General features: G+C 64.7%; 15 protein-coding genes and 2 pseudogenes. 8 read left to right on the top strand and 9 right to left on the bottom strand.

Going from position 1 to position 19,492, the window contains the following annotated elements; genetic code table 11:
• Positions 1-677: 677 nt before the first annotated feature.
• Entirely contained in the window at positions 678-1,433 is a 756-nt protein-coding gene (locus FHG66_RS20020; RefSeq protein ID WP_176556368.1) for an FkbM family methyltransferase, read from the bottom strand.
• A gap of 32 nt (positions 1,434-1,465) precedes the next feature.
• Positions 1,466-2,209: a methyltransferase domain-containing protein gene (locus FHG66_RS20015; protein WP_139078908.1), complete on the bottom strand. Its 744-nt coding sequence runs from the start codon at positions 2,207-2,209 to the stop codon at positions 1,466-1,468.
• A 616-nt stretch (positions 2,210-2,825) separates the two neighbouring features.
• On the opposite strand from FHG66_RS20015, the gene FHG66_RS20010 reads away from it, so the two are divergent.
• From FHG66_RS20010 to FHG66_RS19995, 4 genes are all read left to right on the top strand, one after another.
• Positions 2,826-5,063, top strand: coding sequence for a calcium-binding protein (locus FHG66_RS20010; RefSeq protein WP_139078906.1), 2,238 nt, complete (start codon positions 2,826-2,828; stop codon positions 5,061-5,063).
• 901 nt (positions 5,064-5,964) lie between these two features.
• Complete coding sequence (locus FHG66_RS20005; RefSeq protein WP_176556367.1) at positions 5,965-6,732, top strand: glycosyltransferase family 2 protein; 768 nt, start codon at positions 5,965-5,967, stop codon at positions 6,730-6,732.
• A 578-nt stretch (positions 6,733-7,310) separates the two neighbouring features.
• Positions 7,311-8,513, top strand: a complete 1,203-nt coding sequence (locus FHG66_RS20000; protein ID WP_139078902.1) for a family 16 glycosylhydrolase — start codon at positions 7,311-7,313, stop codon at positions 8,511-8,513.
• A 276-nt stretch (positions 8,514-8,789) separates the two neighbouring features.
• A complete protein-coding gene (locus FHG66_RS19995; protein ID WP_139078900.1) occupies positions 8,790-9,590 on the top strand; it encodes a glycosyltransferase family A protein in 801 nt (266 codons plus the stop codon).
• Positions 9,591-9,697: 107 nt separating this feature from the next.
• Here FHG66_RS19995 and FHG66_RS23040 read toward each other — a convergent pair.
• The 4 genes and pseudogenes from FHG66_RS23040 to FHG66_RS19975 all read right to left on the bottom strand — a co-directional run.
• Positions 9,698-9,901, bottom strand: a pseudogene (locus tag FHG66_RS23040) (integrase core domain-containing protein); the annotation flags it as partial.
• A 622-nt stretch (positions 9,902-10,523) separates the two neighbouring features.
• A complete protein-coding gene (locus tag FHG66_RS19985; protein WP_139078898.1) occupies positions 10,524-12,224 on the bottom strand; it encodes an FAD-dependent oxidoreductase in 1,701 nt (566 codons plus the stop codon).
• Positions 12,221-12,685 carry a UBP-type zinc finger domain-containing protein gene (locus FHG66_RS23035; RefSeq protein WP_139078896.1) on the bottom strand — a complete coding sequence of 155 codons (465 nt, stop codon included), beginning with the start codon at positions 12,683-12,685 and terminating at the stop codon, positions 12,221-12,223. The genes FHG66_RS19985 and FHG66_RS23035 overlap by 4 nt, the downstream gene beginning before the upstream one ends.
• A gap of 245 nt (positions 12,686-12,930) precedes the next feature.
• The gene (locus tag FHG66_RS19975; RefSeq protein ID WP_139078894.1) at positions 12,931-13,818 is read right to left on the bottom strand and encodes a LysR family transcriptional regulator; all 888 of its coding nucleotides are present in this window, start codon (positions 13,816-13,818) and stop codon (positions 12,931-12,933) included.
• A gap of 107 nt (positions 13,819-13,925) precedes the next feature.
• Between FHG66_RS19975 and FHG66_RS19970 the strand changes: the two genes are divergently transcribed.
• On the top strand, positions 13,926-15,026 hold the full coding sequence (locus FHG66_RS19970) for an aldo/keto reductase (RefSeq protein WP_139078892.1): 1,101 nt from the start codon (positions 13,926-13,928) through the stop codon (positions 15,024-15,026).
• 54 nt (positions 15,027-15,080) lie between these two features.
• Here the strand turns inward: FHG66_RS19970 and FHG66_RS19965 are convergent, their stop codons facing one another.
• The 3 genes from FHG66_RS19965 to FHG66_RS22495 all read right to left on the bottom strand — a co-directional run bounded on the left by FHG66_RS19965 (position 15,081) and on the right by FHG66_RS22495 (position 16,777).
• Positions 15,081-15,701: a YdeI/OmpD-associated family protein gene (locus FHG66_RS19965; protein WP_139078890.1), complete on the bottom strand. Its 621-nt coding sequence runs from the start codon at positions 15,699-15,701 to the stop codon at positions 15,081-15,083.
• A gap of 252 nt (positions 15,702-15,953) precedes the next feature.
• On the bottom strand, positions 15,954-16,358 hold the full coding sequence (locus FHG66_RS19960; RefSeq protein ID WP_218013922.1) for a sigma factor-like helix-turn-helix DNA-binding protein: 405 nt from the start codon (positions 16,356-16,358) through the stop codon (positions 15,954-15,956).
• Between the two features lie 65 nt (positions 16,359-16,423).
• Positions 16,424-16,777, bottom strand: coding sequence for a sigma factor (locus tag FHG66_RS22495; protein ID WP_139078887.1), 354 nt, complete (start codon positions 16,775-16,777; stop codon positions 16,424-16,426).
• On the opposite strand from FHG66_RS22495, the pseudogene FHG66_RS23030 reads away from it, so the two are divergent.
• The 3 genes and pseudogenes from FHG66_RS23030 to FHG66_RS22035 all read left to right on the top strand — a co-directional run.
• Positions 16,720-17,055: pseudogene (locus FHG66_RS23030) on the top strand (ATP-binding cassette domain-containing protein); the annotation flags it as partial. The gene FHG66_RS22495 and the pseudogene FHG66_RS23030 overlap by 58 nt on opposite strands.
• A gap of 497 nt (positions 17,056-17,552) precedes the next feature.
• A complete protein-coding gene (locus tag FHG66_RS19945) occupies positions 17,553-18,245 on the top strand; it encodes an ABC transporter substrate-binding protein (protein WP_176556366.1) in 693 nt (230 codons plus the stop codon).
• A gap of 1,045 nt (positions 18,246-19,290) precedes the next feature.
• On the top strand, positions 19,291-19,492 hold a 202-nt coding region (locus tag FHG66_RS22035; protein ID WP_218013924.1), incomplete at its 3' end, for a hypothetical protein.

Raw genomic sequence — 19,492 nt, 5'->3', positions numbered from 1 at the left:
CTCATGTCGTCTGCTCCTTCAGGATGGGCAGACTCTACGTCACAGCGAGGGAGCTCCCGGGGGGCAGGTCAAGCGCCATGCGTTACTTGTGATGCGCGCTCCCCCTCTACGATCGCGGCCGTCATTCTCCAGTTCTGACAGTGCGGCCGGTCGCTGCTAGAGACCCTATGCAGACCATCAAGTGCCCGTGGTGTTTCTCTGCCGAATCGGGTTCGACGGACGGAGCACGGTCATGGTGTCTCTGTTCTGGCTATCAAAGGAAACTTGGGCGGTGGTTGAGCCGCATTTGCCGCGGGGACTCCCCGGGATGCCTCGGGTGGATGTCCGGCCGCATTTGGTCCACCCACGACAGCCCAAACCGCTTCACCCGCCGGTCCTCGCGCGGCATCTGGCAGCCCACGCTCGAACATCGAGGACAGGGCTTAGGATACAATGACCCTGCCCCGCCAGCCTAAGCGCCGACACATCAAGGCAGCTATCCCTCCCTGACCACTCGCGCCTTCCCCTTCCCGCTTACCCGCCGGCCTAGGGCTGCCGCAATGTCGTCAGGCGCCCGTAGACCAAGCCCAACAACTGATGCTGCATCGCAACCTGTTATGACCGCTTGGCGCGCAACTATCTGGCCAGCCTCATGCTGGCATCCGTCGCCATGGCTTGGACCTGGAGTAGTTCCCTATCTAGTAGGTCCTCCTGATCATCTGTACCGGCGGCGGATTATCAAGCTTCCGGAAGAGAACCACGTGGCCAACCGACGCCGGAGGATCATAGTAAAACTGATTGTCGGAAAAGAAGTCGAAGATCCTCTTAATGCCACGACCCCATATGATATTCTTATGAAGCTCGACATAAACCTTCTTGACGCTGGACATGTCGATGTTCTGGAAGAGGTCCTTCTCGGCTCCCTCAATGTCGACCATCAGCATCGTTGGAGAACGGGACTGGAGCACCTCCTGAAAGGACATAACAGGCACTTCGACGACGTTCTTGATTCCGCCACCTGGCTTCACCAAGGACGAGCACCGAAAATCCTCGTGAATGTAGAACGGAACCGTGTCTCTGTCCTTGCGGGATGACACGATGGCATTGACGGCTTCGGCCACGACATTGTTCATCGCATGCGTTCGCTTCATGGCTGGAATGAGCTGCGGGTTCGCTTCGAAGGTGGTGACCGACGCCGCTTTGTTCTGCTTGGCGACGATTGTCGACGTATAACCGATACCTCCGCCCAGTTCCAGGAACCTCTCCCCGGGCTCAATAAGCTTCCCGATGAAGTTCGCTTCGGGGAGGGACAGTCGGCCTTTACGAATTCGCTCTTGGACGCTTTCCGACATGACGGATGGGTCGATAACCAGCTTTACCCCATTGATCTCGACGATCTCGAGCCCGTCCGTCGTGTATTCCGGCGGTGACGCCAGGTTCTTCAGAGTCTGCATCCATCTGCCTTTAAAGGATCGCCAACGACGTCTCATTTGATCGCCAAGAAGCCTTCGAAACATACCCACTTCTGAACCGTCATGATGTCCTTGAAGCCCGCCCGCTGCAGCATCTCGATGTTGCCGTTCGTGGAGAATGGCTCAAGTACTCCCTTCAGGCTTCTGGTCTTTCCGACGACCTCTTTCTCGTCGTAACCGTTGGCGAGCTTGAAGTCAGTATAGACCTGAGACATGTAATCCTGAAAGCGAGCGTCTGGGGCGCGCACCTTCTCGAATAGAATGAAAGCGCCTCCCCAGTGGAGACGCTCATATATACGATCGATTAGCTGCTGCCGGACATTTGGATGGACGAATTGAACGGTGTAATAGCTGGTGAAAAGATTAGCCTTTTCGAACTCATAGGTCAGGGCGTCTGAGCAAATGAAGCGCAGGTCCTCGCGGAAGCCATGCACTTTTTCCGCTTGTTCGACCATGGATTGGACTGGGTCTATCCCAATCACCTGGGTGCCGGCCTTGCCCTGGTGCCAGTCAGCGAGTTTTCGCGCAAGGCTCCCGGTCGCCGTGCCCAGATCGTACACGAGCGAATTGGACGCGACAAAATAATCGCTTAGTCGGCACGTGAGGTCGTGACCTTCGTTGTACAGCGGCACCGACCGCCGAACATGATCATCAAAGACTCGTGAAATTCCGTCAAAGCTCCAGCGCCCCCTATCCGCCGTAATCCCTTCGCCGACCAGGTTCGACTGTTCTTCGGTTCGAGCAAGAGCGATTTCCATATCCGAACTCATGGCTGTGCACGCTACTGAGAGTTTCTAAGAGCTGTGCGGAGGCGGCTTTGCTGTGTCATGGGGCCGACGCTAGGCAGCCCTTTTCCATCGGTCAAGCTGGGTTCGGCTGCCGGGGCCGAGAGCCCAACTCGGCTCGGCTCAGGATTTGGGGTTCGTAGGCCAACAGCCTGGACCGAGTGACAGTGGCCGACTTCTGCCCCAGATCTATCGAGGTGCCTCGCGCCGCGACATGGCTTTCCGAGACGCGAGGAGAACGACCGGATCTACTCGCTGTTCAGGCCAGCGCCGCAGTCCGGCGAGTTGTCGTCTTCATACGCCCCTGTCAGCGGCAGGCGGCCCGGGGCCATGGCCCGAGCCAGAACAGAATACCACTCTGCAGGAAGCCGCCGCATCCGAATTCAGCGCGGGCGCAAATCGAATACAATCCGTTCGCTGGGCCGTGTGCGTCCGACCGACAAACCATGACCTATCGACCAAGTCAGGTCAGGTTTTCATGACCATCCTCAAGCCCCTGAGTGCATTGACTGATTGGGCCTTTCCACGGCATAGCGCATTGCATCTTAGCATTCCGCTAATTGACCCTAGCATCCTTTGAAAGCGCATCATGGCCGTTATTAATGGAACGAACAGCCTATCCGAGAGAGACTTCATCGGTGAGTATTACGGGAACAACACTTCAGGGAATGACAGGATCAGCCTGCTCGACGGCGATGACTACGCGTATGGCGGACAGGGCAGCGACCTGGTCGACGGCGGGTACGGCAACGACTCTATCGATGGCGACGAAGGCAACGACAACCTCAAGGGTGGTTACGGCGACGACGATCTGAACGGCGAAGCGGGCTCGGACCGGATCTATGGCGGTTATGGCAACGACGATCTCTATGGGGACGGCTACTATCCTTCCGGAGCGGACCGAGGCGACCAGCTTTACGGTGGAGAAGGCCACGACCGGCTCTATGGCGGGGCCGGCGGCGATCTCATCAGCGGGGGCAATGGCGACGACCAGCTCATCCTCGGAACAGGAAGCGAGGTCTCGGGCGACAAGATCTACGGCGGCACGGGAACCGACCTTCTGGACGTCAGCTACAAGGCCCGTGCCAGTGGCTTCCTCTTCACCGCGACAGACTACCTGAACAGCTACGATGCGGCCGGCGGCTTCACCGTGCAAGGCGTGGAGCAGTACAAGATTCGCGGCTCCGACTTCGCCGACCGCATCACGGGCTGGGAGATGGAGGACGAGCTTCAGGGCGGCCGCGGTGCGGACATGCTTGCTGGCCGGGGCGGGAACGACAGCCTTCATGGCGGTCATGGGGCCGATACCCTTAGGGGCGGCAACGGCAATGACTATCTGTATGGCGACACGACGGGCTACTACGATTGGAGCGAGACCGAGACACCCGCGGGCGCCGACGTGATCGACGCTGGCCGGGGCGACGACCTCGCCAACGGCGGACACCAGAATGATCGCATTTACGGGGGAGACGGCCGGGACGCCTTGAATGGCGAAAACGGCAACGACCGTGTCGAGGGCGGTCAAGGCAACGACATGCTCTCGGGCGGCTATGGCCGGGACACCCTCCGAGGGGGGGCGGGCGGCGACGATCTCTACTCTGGCGCCTATCTCGGGTTCGACTTCGACGGCGAGTATGACGACCTCGATGGCGGTAGGGGCAGCGACTTCGTCTCGATTGGCGTTGGTGACAAGGCTGTCGGCGGGGACTCGTCGGGATCGATCGACACGATCAAGATGACGTTCGGCTACTCTCCCACGAACAACGTCGCGGTCGTCTACAACTTGGGCACCCAGGGCCAGACCATGACCAGGCTGGCGAACGGCTCGCTGGTCGATGGCTTCGAGGTGCTGCAGTTCGAGGGCGGCAGAGGCAATGACCGCGTGACCGGCGGCAACCGCGCGGACCTCCTCGATGGAGGGGACGGGAACGACAGCCTGAAGGGCGGCAAGGGCAACGACGCGCTCGACGGAGAAGCGGGCACTGACCAGCTTTACGGCGGCGGCGGCAGCGACACCTTCAATGACAACGACGACATCGCCTCCGGGCGGAACGACACCGCCCATGGCGGCGCGGGCGCCGACATCTTCAACTACGGCTATGGCGCCGACACGATGTATGGCGACGCCGGCAACGACGTCTTCCACCTTGGCGCCTACCTGCGCTCGGAAGACTACAAAGCCGACATGGTCAACGGCGGCAGTGGGTTCGATCGTGTCGATTACGCGGACGCGGATACCTCGGTCCGCATCGACTTTGCCATGCAGTCCGCCAACGGCGGCGCCGCGCGCGGCGACCGTCTCACCTCGATCGAGCACGTCCAGGGATCGGGCTACGACGATTACCTGCTCGGCAACGGGTCCAACAACTCCTTCGATGGAGGCGCCCAGGATGACGTCCTTAACGGCCGCGGCGGGAAAGACATCCTGAACGGCGGGTCGGGAGGCGACCGCATGACGGGCGGCGCTGGCAACGACATCTTCGTGCTCGAACGGGACGACGGGTTCCTGAACCACAACCCATACTGGCCGCACGACGTGATCGTCGATTTCAGGAAGGGTCAGGACAAGCTCGCGGTGCGGGAAACGGAGTTCGACGTGGACTCGTTCCACTTCAAGCTCGTCAACCAGACCAGCAACGTTGCCAAGACCAGCGGCGCGACGTTTGTGTTCGAGACCGACGAGCACCGGCTCTGGTTCGACGAGGACGGCAGGGGAAGGGACACGGACGGCGACGGCAAGGTGGACGTGAACGTCGACGCGATCCTTGTAGCCACCCTAAGCTCCATCTCAAGCCTCGACAAAAGCCACTTCTCCTTCTTCGATTGAGCCGTCCCAAAGCAGTACGGGAGCGCGCTGGCCGCTCCCGTACCATTACTGTTCCACTGCCGTGGCCCAGAATCTTCGTACAGCCGGAGTTGCGGGCCCAGATCGAGATGGGCGCCTGCGCGTCCCTTGCGGTGAGCTTGGCGGCGTGGACTGAGGTTCGGTAGCCCAAAGGCTAAGCGGGACTCTCAAGATGACTGAAGCCGTGGACCCCGCGCAAGGAGGGCGACCCGCCCAGCGGATTTCGGCATGGGCGCCCAGCGGTCGTTTACGTCGATGACGACCCGCAGAGCGCCTGGCGAAGGGTTCTAGGCATGGTTCGTAGTGAATCGGGACAGCAGCTTGGCAAAGGCATCTCCTCAGCCGTGCGTTGACCAGGAGTAACGGTGACGAACTCCGTTGGGAACCTGAAACCTGGTTGGGACGATCTCACAATAGTAAGGTTTGATGGCGGCTCGCCATAGCCCGCGTGCTGCGCTTCGCTGGATCATTCCGCCAACAGTCCAGGTGACCGGGCGAAGTTGCAGGCGTGCATGGTCAAGGTAAAGCCAGCGCGTGTACCATTGCGCGTCGCCGCCCTGGCCAAGCCCCGACATAACGGCATCTGCAAAGCTTGCGACCGCCGCATGCAGTGTGAAGCCCCGAGCGAGACGCTGCTCTTCTCTTTGGGCTCGACTATTACCGCGTCGCTGATTGCAATTCTGGGCGGCCCACTCAATGGTACCCTCTAGGGCTCTCGCCCCTTCCGCTGCCAAACTCACCGCGACGGGCAATCGGCTTTGCGCGCCCTGTGCGCGGCGCCGTTCGCCCGTTGCTCCACTGGCGCTCATACGCCAAGCTCATTCCCGGAGTCCGGCTCCTGATGCGTGAAAGTCCGAGTTCCAGGCATGCGGCAGAATTCTTGATGGACGACGAAGGAGTCGGCTCAACACCCCGGGTTTCGGTCATCACGCCGGTTCGCAACGCGTGCTCCACCCTGCTTCAAACCATTACCTCCGTGCAGACCCAGACCTTTCCGGATTGGGAGATGCTCCTCGTCGACGATGGCTCAACCGATGGCTCGGTCGAGCTCATCGAGCGGCTTGCACGTCGTGATCCTCGCCTGCGGCTCATTCGTTCCCAAACCCGGCATGGTGCGCCTGCAGCCCGTAACCTAGGGATTCGGCTGGCAAGGGGCCGCTTCATAGCGTTCCTCGATGCGGACGACTTGTGGTTGCCCGAGAAACTCGCCTGCCAAGTACCCCGGCTCGAAGCGGGGGCGGGAATTGTCTTCTCCTCGTATCGTCGGATCAGTCCAGAGGGGCGTCACCTCGGCGTGGTCCATGCTCGACCCAGCGTTCAGTACCGTGACGCACTCGGAGGCAATCCCATTGGCTGCTTGACAGGCGTTTGGGATCGCGAGCGGTTTGGCCCCGCCCAGATGCCCGAGTTGCCGATGAGGGAGGACTATGCGTTCTGGCTCAGTCTTTTACGCCAGGGCGCCACGGCCGAGGGACTGCCGAATGTATTGGCCGAGTACCGGGTTTCCAGCAATTCCCGCTCTTCGCGCAAGTTTCGTGCTGCTCGTGCGACTTGGGGGGTCCTGCACCGCGAAGTAGGGTTCGCTCGGGCGAATGTTGGCTTCGCCCTCTACGTCATTCGTTCGATCCGCCGGCGCCTTGGAAACAATTAGCCAACGGCTGGCAGTACATTGGGTAGATCAGGTGCATCGCGCGGCCGGGGCTTAGGCTTGGTGCTGTGACGACGGCCGCACCCATGCCCGGCGCGTGGGAAGTGTTGGTGGCGGGCCCTGCCCTGCCGCGCTGACAGGGGGCTCGCGTCGTCGCGGCCAATGCGCGGTCCGATGAGGTCCTGCCGGTCTTCATGCCTGAGGATGGGCGCCAGCTTGGCCTGATGCTCTGCAAATGACAGCGCCTCGACGGAAGCACGCACGGACCCCAAAGGCACGTCCGCTGGTCCAGCGTGGTGGTGCAGCGCCTGTCCGCCCCTCACCGCGTGCCCGAACAGGTCATCCGTTCGGGCACAAGCCATGAATACGCTGGGCCCGGCCCCGGACCGCAGGACTCCCGCAACTTAAGCCCAAGTTGCAGGATCCAGCGACTCAGGCGCAACATGTTGCCGCAGAGGCTCGCCAGTTCGGCCGCCAGTGCTTCTGCCGTTCTGAGCCTTTTCCGCTCAACCGGATCGTAGAACTTGCTCTGCTATCGCAGTGCAGGTCTCGGGAGACGTGAAATTTACTGAGGTTAACACATGCTGTTCTACACCATCGACCAGCCTCAACCCGCCTCCGACGGTTGGCTCGTCTCCGACTGGAAGCTCTGGTGGCAGAAGAACGTTTGGTCGCCTGAGAATGTGCAGCCCGACGACGCGGGAGGCGTGAAACTCGTTCTGGACGAAGGACCCGAGGGCTATCGAGGGGCGGAGATTCAGTCCGATGCCATGCTGACGACCGGAACCCTGCGCTGGGACGCTAGGGTGGCTGACCTGCCGTCGGGCGGCGTAGCCGGTCTATTCGCTTTTCAGGCGCATGGGGCTCCCCGCTGGGAGTTCGACTTTGAGTGGGTAGGCCGCAAAGGCCTGCGCGAGGCTCAGATTTCCGTGCACGCCTACGACCCGAACCTCGGTCGGATCGTGTCCGCCGGTATCAGTTTCCCCCTTGGCTTTGATGCGAGCGCTGGCGTCCATCGGTACGAGATCGTCTTGACCGGCCAGGAAGCAGCCATGCTGGTGGATGGCCGGCCTGTTTACTACTTCGCACCCGAGGATCTCGGCGGTTTCTGGAGCCGGGCTTCGGTCAAGTCCTTCGCCAGCACCTTTGCGGGTGGGAACCCTTATTGGTCTGGGGTCTGGAACGGGCTCCCGGATGGCGCCGTGGCCACGTATCTGGCAGGTGCCGAAGTCAAGCCCGGCCACGTCCCGTTCAGGGTCCTCCAGGGTGGAGCATCTGCCGATAGCTTCCACGGCGGATCGGCCAGCGAAGTTCTCCGGGGCAGGAGCGGGAACGACAGCCTGTCGGGATGGCGCGGCAACGACCTGCTGCGCGGCCAGGACGGAAATGACCGGCTCTACGGCAACCAAGGGCAGGACACCCTCAAGGGTGGCAGGGGCGCGGACCACCTGGACGGTGGCAGCGGCCATAACTGGCTCAGCGGGGCCAGCGGCGCGGATACGTTCGTCATCTCGCAAGGCAAGAGCACAATTACGGACTTCGAGTCGAAGGACACGCTGCAGTTCAACGATGCAGCCTTCGGGGCGGACTTGCACGAAGGCTGGCTGCGACCCTGGCAGTTCGCCATCAACCAAGCGCGGGACAGCACCGATCATTTCGTATTCCGTACGAGCGACGCAACGCTCTGGTTCGACAACAACGGCCATGATCGTGGTGGGCGAACCCTACTTGCAGATTTGCAAGATGGAGCCGCTCTGGCCGCCGCAGATATTCTGATCATCTAGAAAAGAGATGGCTTTGCTTCTGACTTGGCTCAGCGGCGCCTCCATGATGGGTGCATTGAGGCCAGTTCAGCACGTCCAAACCATCTCCCGCACCAAGGCGGCGTTCTTTCTGCCATATCCCCATGAGGACATGGAGAGTGGCAATGGCAACTGTCGATCAAGAAAGGGTCACATCGAATCCGGCCGCTTCTTGTGAGACCTGCTCATGCTGTAGAGGACTGTCGAAGGCGCCGAACCACATCGGCGGCGGCTCGAACGAGTCAGAAGGATGGTTGCATGACTCATGACCGGCCAACTCTCACGGTGGCAATCTCGACCCGCGGCGTACGGGCCTACGGTCTGCACGCCGCCAACTGGCCGCGCGCAGTCGGGCTCGATTATTTGGTCCTGATGCAGGAGGCCGAAGCGGAGCCCGGGCTTAAGTTACATCTTGAGGCGCTGACGGTGGAACGGAGCGACGTCACAATCAGACGGCTCGCTTCGACGGGGCTTTCGCGCAGTCGCAACGCTGCGCTGGATTTCGCGCAGGGCGAGATCGTGCTGATTGCCGACGATGATGTGGCGCACCCGGATGGCGCCTTCGACGAGATCAGACGAGTCTTCGCCCAAGACCCTGACCTCGATCTCTTGGCAGGGCGCTCGTTCACGCCGGACGGCGTGCCGCGCAAACCGGCGCACAACCGGCCACATCGGTTAAGACTTTGGAACAGCGGTCGCATCTCAAGTCACGAGTTGGCGTTTCGTCGGGCACGGATAACAGCGGCAGGGATCCGGTTCGACGAACACTTCGGAGTGGGCGCGGGAACTTCCAATTTTCTGGGTGAAGAGTACATCTTCGTTGCGGATTGCCTGAAGGCGGGGCTCAGAGGGTGCTACCTGCCCTTCCCGCTCTCAATTCATCCGCCAGAAAGCTCGGGGTTCGTATGGGAAGGCAGGGCGGCGGCTCAGGCTCGGGCAGGCGTCCTGGCACGAGTTTTCGGTCCATGGACACCGCTCATGCGGGTCGCCTTTGCCGCCAAGAACTTTCGCCGGTTCGAGACGATCAAGGATCTTGGCGTATTCCTGCTCGGTAGATAGAGCCCGACACCGGGTGCATAGCCTTGTCAGGATGTCGCTGAAATTCGACGGGATGTCCGCAGGATCCGCGGTGATCCTCCCGTTCTAGTGGGGCGCGGTCGTACAGTTCACGCGGCCAGTTTCAGTTCTTTGGCGGGTGTCATCCCACCGATGCCCATGTTCGGCCGGTCGTGATTGTATGTCCACAGCCAATCGGTAGCGATCTCCCGCACCTCCTCGAGGGTTTCAAAGATGGTGAGGTCCAGCCACTCGTGCCGGACCGTCCTGTTGGTGCGTTCGACAAAAGCTTTCTCGACCGGCTCCCGATGCTGAGATGGCCGCGTCACTTTTCTCAAGGCCTCCTCCAGCATATCGGCCTGCATGCTCAGGTCGGCATACATCTACTTCAGCCGTCGGTCCTCGTCCTTAGACGCCTTTACCTAGTTCATCATCGATGCGGCTATGCCGCCATCCTTCGCTCGCCACTTGTGAGACTGATCGCTCTGCTGATCCCGTCTGCCCGGGACAACTCGGGTACAGGTATCCCCCCTCCACTTGGCGCAGCACACCCATCATCTGTGCCTAAGCGAAACGGCTCTTCCTTATCAGACTCGCCTCGATCCATCAGCCGAGAAGACTCTGCTTCCTCATCCCTGACCTCGGGGGAATGACCCAATGATCTGAGTGCGGCCCAGCCTGCGCCCCCGACACACCCCCGAGCGACACCAAGCCCCCACAGGCCAGGAGAGCCAAACCGGCACCAAGGGCAGCGCAGGTCAACCCGAGTGCTCCGAGGCGGTGTGGCTCCGGGGTTAATGTCTTTGCGGCCCGGAACGACAAAGCCCCCGCTTGGGGCGGAGGTTTTGGTCGAATCTGGTTGCGGGAACAGAACCCCACCAAGAGTTGAGCCTTTCGACGGCCGGCGAAGACGACGGCCGAGCACCTGAAGTTCAGCTACTGAGCTTCCTGCGACAGCGACTCCCGTTGCGCAGCGAGGTGAGCGTGAAGTTGAGCCACCACGGCCGCTCCCTCGCCGATGGCGGCGCCCACGCGCTTGACCGAGCCCGCGCGCACGTCGCCGATGGCGAAGACCCCCGGAACGCTCGTCTCCAGCGGCGCCGGCCGGCGATGGCGCCAAATGGCGCGGCTTTCCAGCACCTCGGACGGGATCGCGTCGCCGGTGGCCACGAAGCCACGCTCGCGCCAAACGCCGCAGCCATCGAGCCAGCCCGAGGCGGGATCGGCGCCGATAAACAGGAAAAGGTGGCGGATGGGCTCCTCGACCTCTCCCTCCGGCCCCCGCCAGCGGAGCCGTTCAAGGCTGTCTCCTCCGGCGAGGCCCGTGACGGACCCGCCCACGATCACCTCGATGTTCGACGAGGCGGCGATGCGGTCGATCAGGTACTGGGACATGGTCTCTTCGAGAGGACGGCGGACCAAGACGCGGACGCGCGCCGCGTGCTCGGACAGGAACACCGCCGCTTGCCCGGCCGAGTTGCCGCCACCCACCAGCAGCACCTCCTGCCCGATCGCCATGCGCGCTTCGATGGGCGAGGCCCAATAAGAGATCCCGCGGCCCTCAAACCGTTCGAGGCCCTCCACCTCAAGCCGCCGGTAACGGGCCCCAGCGGCCAAGACCACAGCGCGGGCCTCGATGGCGCCTCCCGCTTCAAGCTCGAGCCGGAGCCGGCCTTCGTCGGCATCCTCGCAGTCGAGCCGGTCCACAGTCATTGGTACTGCCATCTCGGCGCCGAACTTGATCGCCTGCGTGTAGGCCCGGCCCGCAAGCGCTTGGCCCGAGATGCCGGTGGGAAAGCCCAGGTAGTTCTCGATGCGGGCGGAGGCCCCGGCCTGCCCGCCGAACGCCCGGCTATCAAGCACCACGACCGAAAGGCCCTCGGACGTGGCGTAGACCGCCGCAGCGAGGCCCGCCGGTCCGGCCCCGACGACCGCCACGTCGAAGCGCCGCCCGTTGAGATCTCCGGGCGTCGTCATGCCGATGGCCGCCGCGAGCCGCGCCTCGTCGGGGCGCTCCAGCACGTGGCCGTCCGGTGTGACGGCCATGGGCAGCACATCGCCCGGATGGGCGGCAATGAGGTCGTGAACCTGGGCGTCCTCGGGCTCTAGCAGCCGGTGCGGCTGGCCGTTGCGGGTCAGGAAGCCCATGAGGCGAGCCGTCGCGTGGTCGTCGGGCCGCCCGATCAGAAGCACCCCTGCCCCGGACTCGATGAGCGCCACGCGACGCAGCACCAGCGCGCGCATGATGCGCTCGCCCAACATAGCTTCGGCCACCAGGGCCGCGCGCAGCCCTGCGGGCGACAGGACGAGGGCTTCGACCTCGTCCCGAGCCCATCCGTCAACGAGAGCGGCCTTGCCAGAAAGCGCGCCGATCTCGGCTAGGAACTGGCCCTCGCCCTGCTCGACGATTGGAATCGCATGACCCAGCCCGTCGGGATGCGTGATCGCCACGAGCCCCCGCAGGACGACGAACAACCCAAGCCCAGGCTGCCCAGCGGTGAAGAGGCGCTCGCCCTCGCCAAAGATCCGGACCTCGCCGAAGCGACGCAGGCGGTCGATCTCGGCCGGGGACAGGCGCGGGAAGGCCTGCGCCTGTCGGCCGGCCAGCACGTTGCGCTCAGCGGGCGCGTCGGTCATGGGACGGACTCCGGCGAGGGTCCAGCTGCCGCAGCGAGCCGGACGGAACATAAGGAGTCTGCACGGTAGCAGCACCCGGCCTGGGCCGGACGGCGGGTGCCAAGGCAGCGCACGGCCATTCCGCGTCTGACGAACCTGGGGATCGGGCCCGACTGAGGGGCCGGCCTTCCAACGTCGACCTCGGTCTGGTTCACGTAGCACCAGCCCCATCCCTCCGGCGGGTCATAGCCTTCGATGATTGGGTGACCCGTGGCACGGAAGTGCACCGTCGCGTGGCGGTTGGGCGAGCTGTTGCGGCAGCCCACGTGACCACAGGTCCGGCAGAGGCGGAGGTGAACCCCTCTGCTGCCGCTTTGTAGGCACTCCTCACAAACCAGGGCGCTGGGCGTGACCTCGACGATCGTGCCCCGATGCGTGCAAGTCTTGGGCAAGGTCACGGCTCCTTGGGTTCGGGCTGACATCCTGAGCGAGGTGCCGCCCCTGGATACTGTGCCAATTGCTCTCCGAGCTGAGAAGGCGCAACTCGACGTTCTGCCGAAACCACCCTGCCGTCGCCCGCCCTGTGGCGCGGGTTCTGTCGGTGTCGCCTCCTCTACTTGCTGTCCTGCAAGAACACGGCCTCTCGTCTCGGCCGCGCCAATGACTCGGCAAGGCGCATTGAGGTTAAAGCGCGCCATTCCGTCTTGGCTGCCATGTAGGCGCGGCCTCAGGCCCTGAGGAAGTCGATCAGGGCGCGTAGGGGCGGAGGAACCTGCCGTCGGCTCGGATGGTAGAGGAACGCCCCCGGGAAGGGCTGGGCCCAGTCGTCGAGAACCTGCTCCAGGCGCCCAGCCTCGAGGTCCGCGGCAACGTCCGGCTCCATGGCCCATCCGACGCCCTGCCCAGCCCGCACGACCGCCAGCGCGAGGTCGGAGGAGTTGCAGACGAGCGGGCCGGTCACCGGCTGCCGCAGCACCTTTCCATCCTTCTCGAAGTCCCAGGGCATCAGCGTCCCGCTGGTGATATTGCGGTAGCCGATGCAGCGATGCCGTTGCAGATCCCGCGGATGCCCCGGCCTGCCATGGGCCAGCCAGTAGCCGGGTGTGGCCACGACGACGGTGCGCAGCGGCGGGCCGATCCGGACGGCGATCATGTCCTTCTCGACCGTCTCACCCAGCCGGATACCGGCGTCGAACCCGGAGGCGACGATGTCGGTGAGCCCGTCATCGACGTTGACCTCGACCGTGATCTCCGGGTGTCGGGCCAGGAACGCGGGAAGCCGCTCCGCCAGGAGCGTTGAGGCGATCCAATGGAACGTCGTCAGCCGGACCACGCCGGCGGGCTCGTCGCGCCACGCCGAGAGCGTCGTCAGGCCCTCGTCGATCTGCTCAAGCGCCGGGCCAAGCCTCTCCAGCAGGGCGCTCCCGGCTTCGGTCGGCGCCACCGAACGGGTGGACCGGGCCAGGAGCCTGACGCCGAGGCGCTCCTCCAAGGCTCGCATCGCATGGCTGAGGGCCGAGGGAGACACGCCGAGGTCGGCCGCCGCCGCGGTGAAGCTGCGCCTGCGGGCCAAGGCGGCAAAGGCTGCCAGATCGTTGAGGGGCTGTCGCGACATTCCTGAACCTCTCTCACAAGCTCATGGCAGAAGGAACGGCTAATCGCCCTCGACGCTCGCCCCTACCTTCCATCGCGCCACCGGAGTGGCCCAATGGGAGACGTTCGATGCGGATGACAGATTATCGCACCTTTGGCCGCTCGGGCCTGATCGTGAGCCCGCTGGCGCTCGGCACCATGACTTTCGGGGCCGGTCGCTGGGGCAGCGATGAGGGGGAGGCCCGCGCGATCTTCGACACCTACGTGGAGGCCGGAGGCAACCTTCTCGACACCGCCGACGTGTACAGCGGCGGCGAGAGCGAAGCGATGCTGGGCCGCTTCCTGAAGGACAGCGGACTGCGGGACCAGCTCGTGGTCTCGACGAAGTCCGGCTTCGCGCGGTCGCAGGGGCATCCGATGCACGGCGGCAACGGCGCCGTCAACATCCGCCAGGGCATCGAGGGGTCTCTGCGCCGGCTTGGCACCGACCGGATCGACCTTTACTGGGTGCATGTCTGGGACCGGACAACCCCCGCCGAGGAAGTGCTGCGGACCCTCGCGGGCGCCGTGGCGCGGGGCGATATCCTCTACTACGGCTTCTCGAACACGCCGTCCTGGTACGTCGCCAAGGTGGCGACCCTGGCCGCCGCGCAGGGCCTCCCGGGCCCCATCGGCCTCCAGAATGCCTGGTCGCTGGTCGATCGCGGGGTGGAGCTGGACCTCCTCCCCATGGCCCAGGAGTTCGGCCTGGGGATCATGCCATGGAGCCCGCTCGCGGGCGGTCTGCTCACGGGCAAGTACGGGCGCGAGATGCTGGCGCAGGCGGACCGGGCGGCGGCGGTTCCCGACCGCGCCATGAGCGGGGAAGGCCAGGCGCGGGACCGGCTGAGCGGCGACAATCCCTACGGCGGGATGCTCTTTACCGAGCGGAACTTCGGCATCGTGGACGCGGCCCGTCAGGTTGCAGGCGACTTGGGCATACCCATGGCGCAGGTGGCCCTGGCCTGGGTGCTGTCATGCCCTGGCATGACCTCGCTTCTCCTCGGTGCCAGCCGGCCGCAGCAGGTGACGGACAACATCGCAGCGCTGGAGGTCCGGCTGAGCCCCGAGCACGCCGCTCGGCTGAGCGCCGCCAGCGCACCTCCACCCCTCAACCCGTACTTCATCTTCCAACTCCCTCGGGAGGTGATCTTCGGTGGGACCTCGGTGTCGCCCTGGACGGCTGCCTGAATAGCTCGGCGGCTGCATATCGCCGTCCGGCGGCGCGCCTGGGGCAATGTGCCGTCACCGCTCCGTGGCGCCCTTGCCGGCGATGATCCTGTCGCGGAACCTGGCGATCCGGGCCACTCGCGTCGCGGAGGTCTTGGCCGAGGCGAGAGCGATGGCATAGCTCTTCTGCCGACCTCGCGTGAGGCCGTGGAAGGCCTCGGCCAGCCCGGGGTCGCCGTCCAGCGCTTCCACCAGCTCATCTGGCAGGTCGAGCGCGCCCTCTTCTCTCGGAGGCCTCCGGCCCTCTTCCGCATGGCGCATCGCCTCGCGCAGGTAGCACACGATCACCGCCTCCCGTTCCGCGACCTGTTCATTCGCGCGAAAGCGGATCATGTCGGGATGCCGGGTGTTCGGGCCCTGCCGTTCAAGAATGCCCTCGGGGTCGCTCAGCAGGGCCGCATCAAAGAAGCTGAGACGGAAGTCGCCCCGGAACGCGCCGATGATCGCGATGTTGCGGCCCGCATGCATGTAGCAGGGATGCCCCCACTTCACGGCCTCGGTGAGACCCACGTCCCGGCAGATACGGCGGAGGTCAGTCAGGCCCCGCGCCCAGGGCCGCGTCGAGCAGTCAGGGGTGGCGAAGCGGTCGCAGCGGCCGCAGCCCTTGGTGAAGAAGTCCTCGATCCCGGTGATCATCGGTAGCTCCAACAGCAAACGAGGAGGGTCAAGGGTCCGGCAGTCCTGAGCCTAGCTCCCAGGGCGTCGGTTGCGGAAGAGCTCGGCGGGGCGTCGCATGACAGCGCTCCGGTCACGGGGGGCTCCTGTTCGGCGTCTCTCCCTACCACTCCTCGCCCTGGTCCGGGAGAAGACGAATAACCAGCTACCGCGGGCGCTCGGGCTCGGCAGTCACCTCGATGGCAACGATGACCCCTGCGACGACATTGAAGGTCAGGACGCGCACGACCTGGCCACATAGGGCGGCGACCAAGGCTGGGGCGCCCTCCACGAGAAGGAGTAGGGCCGTGCCGGCCTCCGAGCTCGGGCCGCCATGGTTGTGGCGCCTCTCACCTGGCTCGCGGCGCCCGGCGGCAGGAGGCTCACGTCGATGCTCAAGGAGACATCAGGGTCGAGAAGACGCAGGAGCTGGTCGCGCCGACCTCCGTGCGCGGCCTCCGCAAAGGCCGCGACCACCTCCGCCCGGGCCGCGATGTCGGCCGTCCCTCTGGCCGAGCCACCCCGCCCGCGCCGTCGCGCCCGACTCGCGAGTTGCCCCACGGCCACGCTCGAGCGGCCGAGAACGGTGCCAACTTCCTCGAAGGAGAAGCCGAAGAGGTCGTGGAGCGCGAAGGACATCCGCTCGGCCGGGCCGAGGCGGCCGAGCACCACGACAGGCGCCAGCCCGAGGGACTCCACGAGAATCACTTCCGTCTCGGGGCTGGCCGCCGGATCGGGCACATCCAGGGGCTGCCTGGTCGCATCCGCGAAGGGTTCCTCGGCGGGGCGCCGGCTGTGCCGGAGTCGGTCGGGGCCGCGCGGGCCACCACCGTCGAGAGCCACCCGCAGAGGTCCTGGATGCCATCCGGCCCGGCCCGCGTCTCGCGCAGCCACGCGTCCTGCACCACGTCCTCGGCTTCGGCAACCGAGCCCAGGACCTGAACCGCCAGCGCTAGGAGGCGTGGCTGGTCGGCCGCAAAGCGGTCGGTCGCGATTGCAGCAGGACGTCTATCTCTTCGCGGGCACGGTGGCAGACAACATCCGCTACGGGCGGCCAAGTGGCTCCGACGCGGAAGCGGAGGCCGCCGCTCAGGCCGCCAATGCCCACGATTTCATCTTGGCCCTGCCCCAGGGCTACGACACCGAGATCGGTCAGCGGGGCGTTCGCCTGTCGGGAGGACAAGGGCAGCGGCTCACCATTGCCCGGGCCTTCCTCAAGACTCCCGCGATCCTCATCTTCGACGAAGCCACGAGCGCGCTCGACACCGAGAGCGAGCAGGCGGTGCAGGCGGCGCTCCTTGGCCTCGCGCGGGCGCGCACGACACTGGTCATCGCGGCCGTCACGATGCGCGCGGGCGACAGCCTGCGCCACAGCGGCGCGATGCCCCATGCTTGGGCGAACCGCAGCGCCGCGCCTGCTTGCCTGCTCTGGACCGGAACGCTCAGGGTGCTGCACGCGCGCGACGGACGACACCCGCTGCCCCTGGCGATGAACGACGCCCCGCGAACAACAGACCCAACAGGAGAGAGAGGACATGATGACCTTACGGACGACCCTCCTCGCGAGCGTGCTGATCCTGCCGCTCGCCGCGCCCACCGCCTAGGCAGAGACGCCGCCCGGCATCCTCTTGGTGGCACAGAACATCGACGACATTGTCGCCATCAATCCCGCGCAGGCCTCCGAGTTCACCAGCGGCGAGCTCGTGACCAACATCTACGACCGGCTCGTGCAGTACGACGCCGAGGACCCGACTGTGCTGGCGGCTGGCCTCGCTTCGGAATGGGCGGTGGACGAGGCTGCCAAGACGATCACCTTCACGCTGCGCGACGGGGGTGACCTTCCATTCCGGCAACCCCGCACGGGCCGAGGACGTCGTGGGCTCCGTCGCCCGCGTCATCAAGCTGAACCTGACGCCCGCCTTCATCCTCACGCAGCTCGGCTGGACGCCCGAGAACGTGGAGCAGATGGTCACGGCCGAGGGCAACACCGTCACGGTCCGCTACGAGGGCGACTTCTCTCCCGCCTTCGTGCTGATCGTCCTGGCCTCTCGCCCCGCCTCGGTCGTCGACATGGTCACGGTCACGGAGAACGAGGTGGACGGCGACATGGGCAACGCCTGGCTCAACGCCAACAGCGCGGGCTCGGGCCCCTTCTCGCTCCAGACCTTCCGGCCGGCCGAACTCGAGCGGCTTGAGGCCAACCCCGAGTACTTCAAGGGCGCGCCGCTCGTTGAGGGCGTCATTCTCCGTCATTCTCCAGCACGTGGCCGAATCCGCGACGCAGCAGCTCCTGCTGGAGCAGGGCGACGTGGATATGGCGAAGCACCTGACCCCCGACCAGATCGCGACCCTGGACCCACAGGCGATCAAGGTGGAGGTCTTCCCCCAGGCCGCCGTCCACCTCCTGTCCTTCACCAGAAGGCCGAGAGCTTGACGAAGTCCGCCGTCTGGGAGGCCGCGCGCTACCTCGTGGACTACGAGGGCATGACCAACAGCTTCCTCGCCGGGCAAATGGAGACGCACTAAGCCTTCTGGCACAAGGGGTTCCCGGGATCGCTGGACGAGACGCCGTCCACCTACGACCTGGAACGCGCCAAGCAGATCCTCGCGGCTGCGGGCGTGGAATCACCCGTCGACGTCACGCCCCACGTCATCAACTCCGCCCCATTTACTGACATGGCGCAGTAGCTCCAGGCGAGCTTCGCCGAGGCCGGGATCAACTTCGAGATCCTCCCCGGCACGGGATCGCAGGTGATCACCATGTACCGCGACCGCAGCCACGAGGCGATGCTGCTGTATTAGGGCCTGGACTTCAAAGACCCGCCTTCGAACGCAAAGGCCTTCGCTTACAAGCCGGACAACTCAGACGAAGCGTATTAGGCCACGACCACCTGGCGGAACGCCTGGGCGGTGCCGGACGACATGAACCAGATGACGACCGCCGCCCTGAGCGAGGCCGACCCCGCCGCGCGCGAAGGAATCTACCAGAACTTTCAGGCCCGCGTGCAGGAAAGCTCGCCCATCGTCATGATGTTCTGAGCCACCTATCAGGTCGCTAGCGACGCCGGCGTGTCGGGCTATGTGAACGGCGCGACCTCGGACTTTGTCTACTATCGCCTCGTCGAGAAGCAGTGACGATCCTGCGGCCGATGGGACCCCTCGGAGGCCGCCACCGGCCCACTAGAGACAATCCTATGACAGCCACGACCCCTCGGTTGGCGCGCCTCCTGCGCGAATGCCTGGTGGAGACAGGCACTGATCTCGTCGTCCTTGGCCCGACAAGCCACATGAGATGGCTCGCGGACCTCGATCCGCAGGGGGACGAACGGCCGGTGATGCTGCTTGTCAGCACGAACCACGTGGGCGTCCTGATGCCCGCCCTCAACGCGGCCTCTGCCCGGCAGGCGACCGACCTGCCGTTCTACGAATGGTCCGATGCGAACGGCCCGGATGCCGGGCGTGCCGACCTGCTGGCCGCCTACGGCGACGCGAGGCTAAGCGCGAGGAGGTTCTGGCGTCCCTGGCCGTGGTCACGGCCCTATCGAAGGGGAACGACGCCTCGGCTACCAATTTGGCGGCGCGCTACACCGATCTGGTGTGCAACCTCGAAGGGTCGCTGCGCAACGAAAGCGTAGTTCAGAGCGCGCACGAACTCCTGGCCCGGATCATCGAGGAAGTGACCCTCACGCCGGATCCGAACACCCCGCAGGGTTTGCAAGAGTGCGCCCTTCTCACCTTTCGGCTCGTCGGGTTTGCGCCACGCTGGATCGGTC

Origin of the sequence: Rubellimicrobium rubrum, assembly GCF_006152115.1 — a bacterium.
GTDB classification, from domain to species: domain Bacteria; phylum Pseudomonadota; class Alphaproteobacteria; order Rhodobacterales; family Rhodobacteraceae; genus Rubellimicrobium; species Rubellimicrobium rubrum.
Note: the sequence above shows the minus strand (reverse complement) of the source record. Positions and strands in the feature narration are given on the sequence as shown.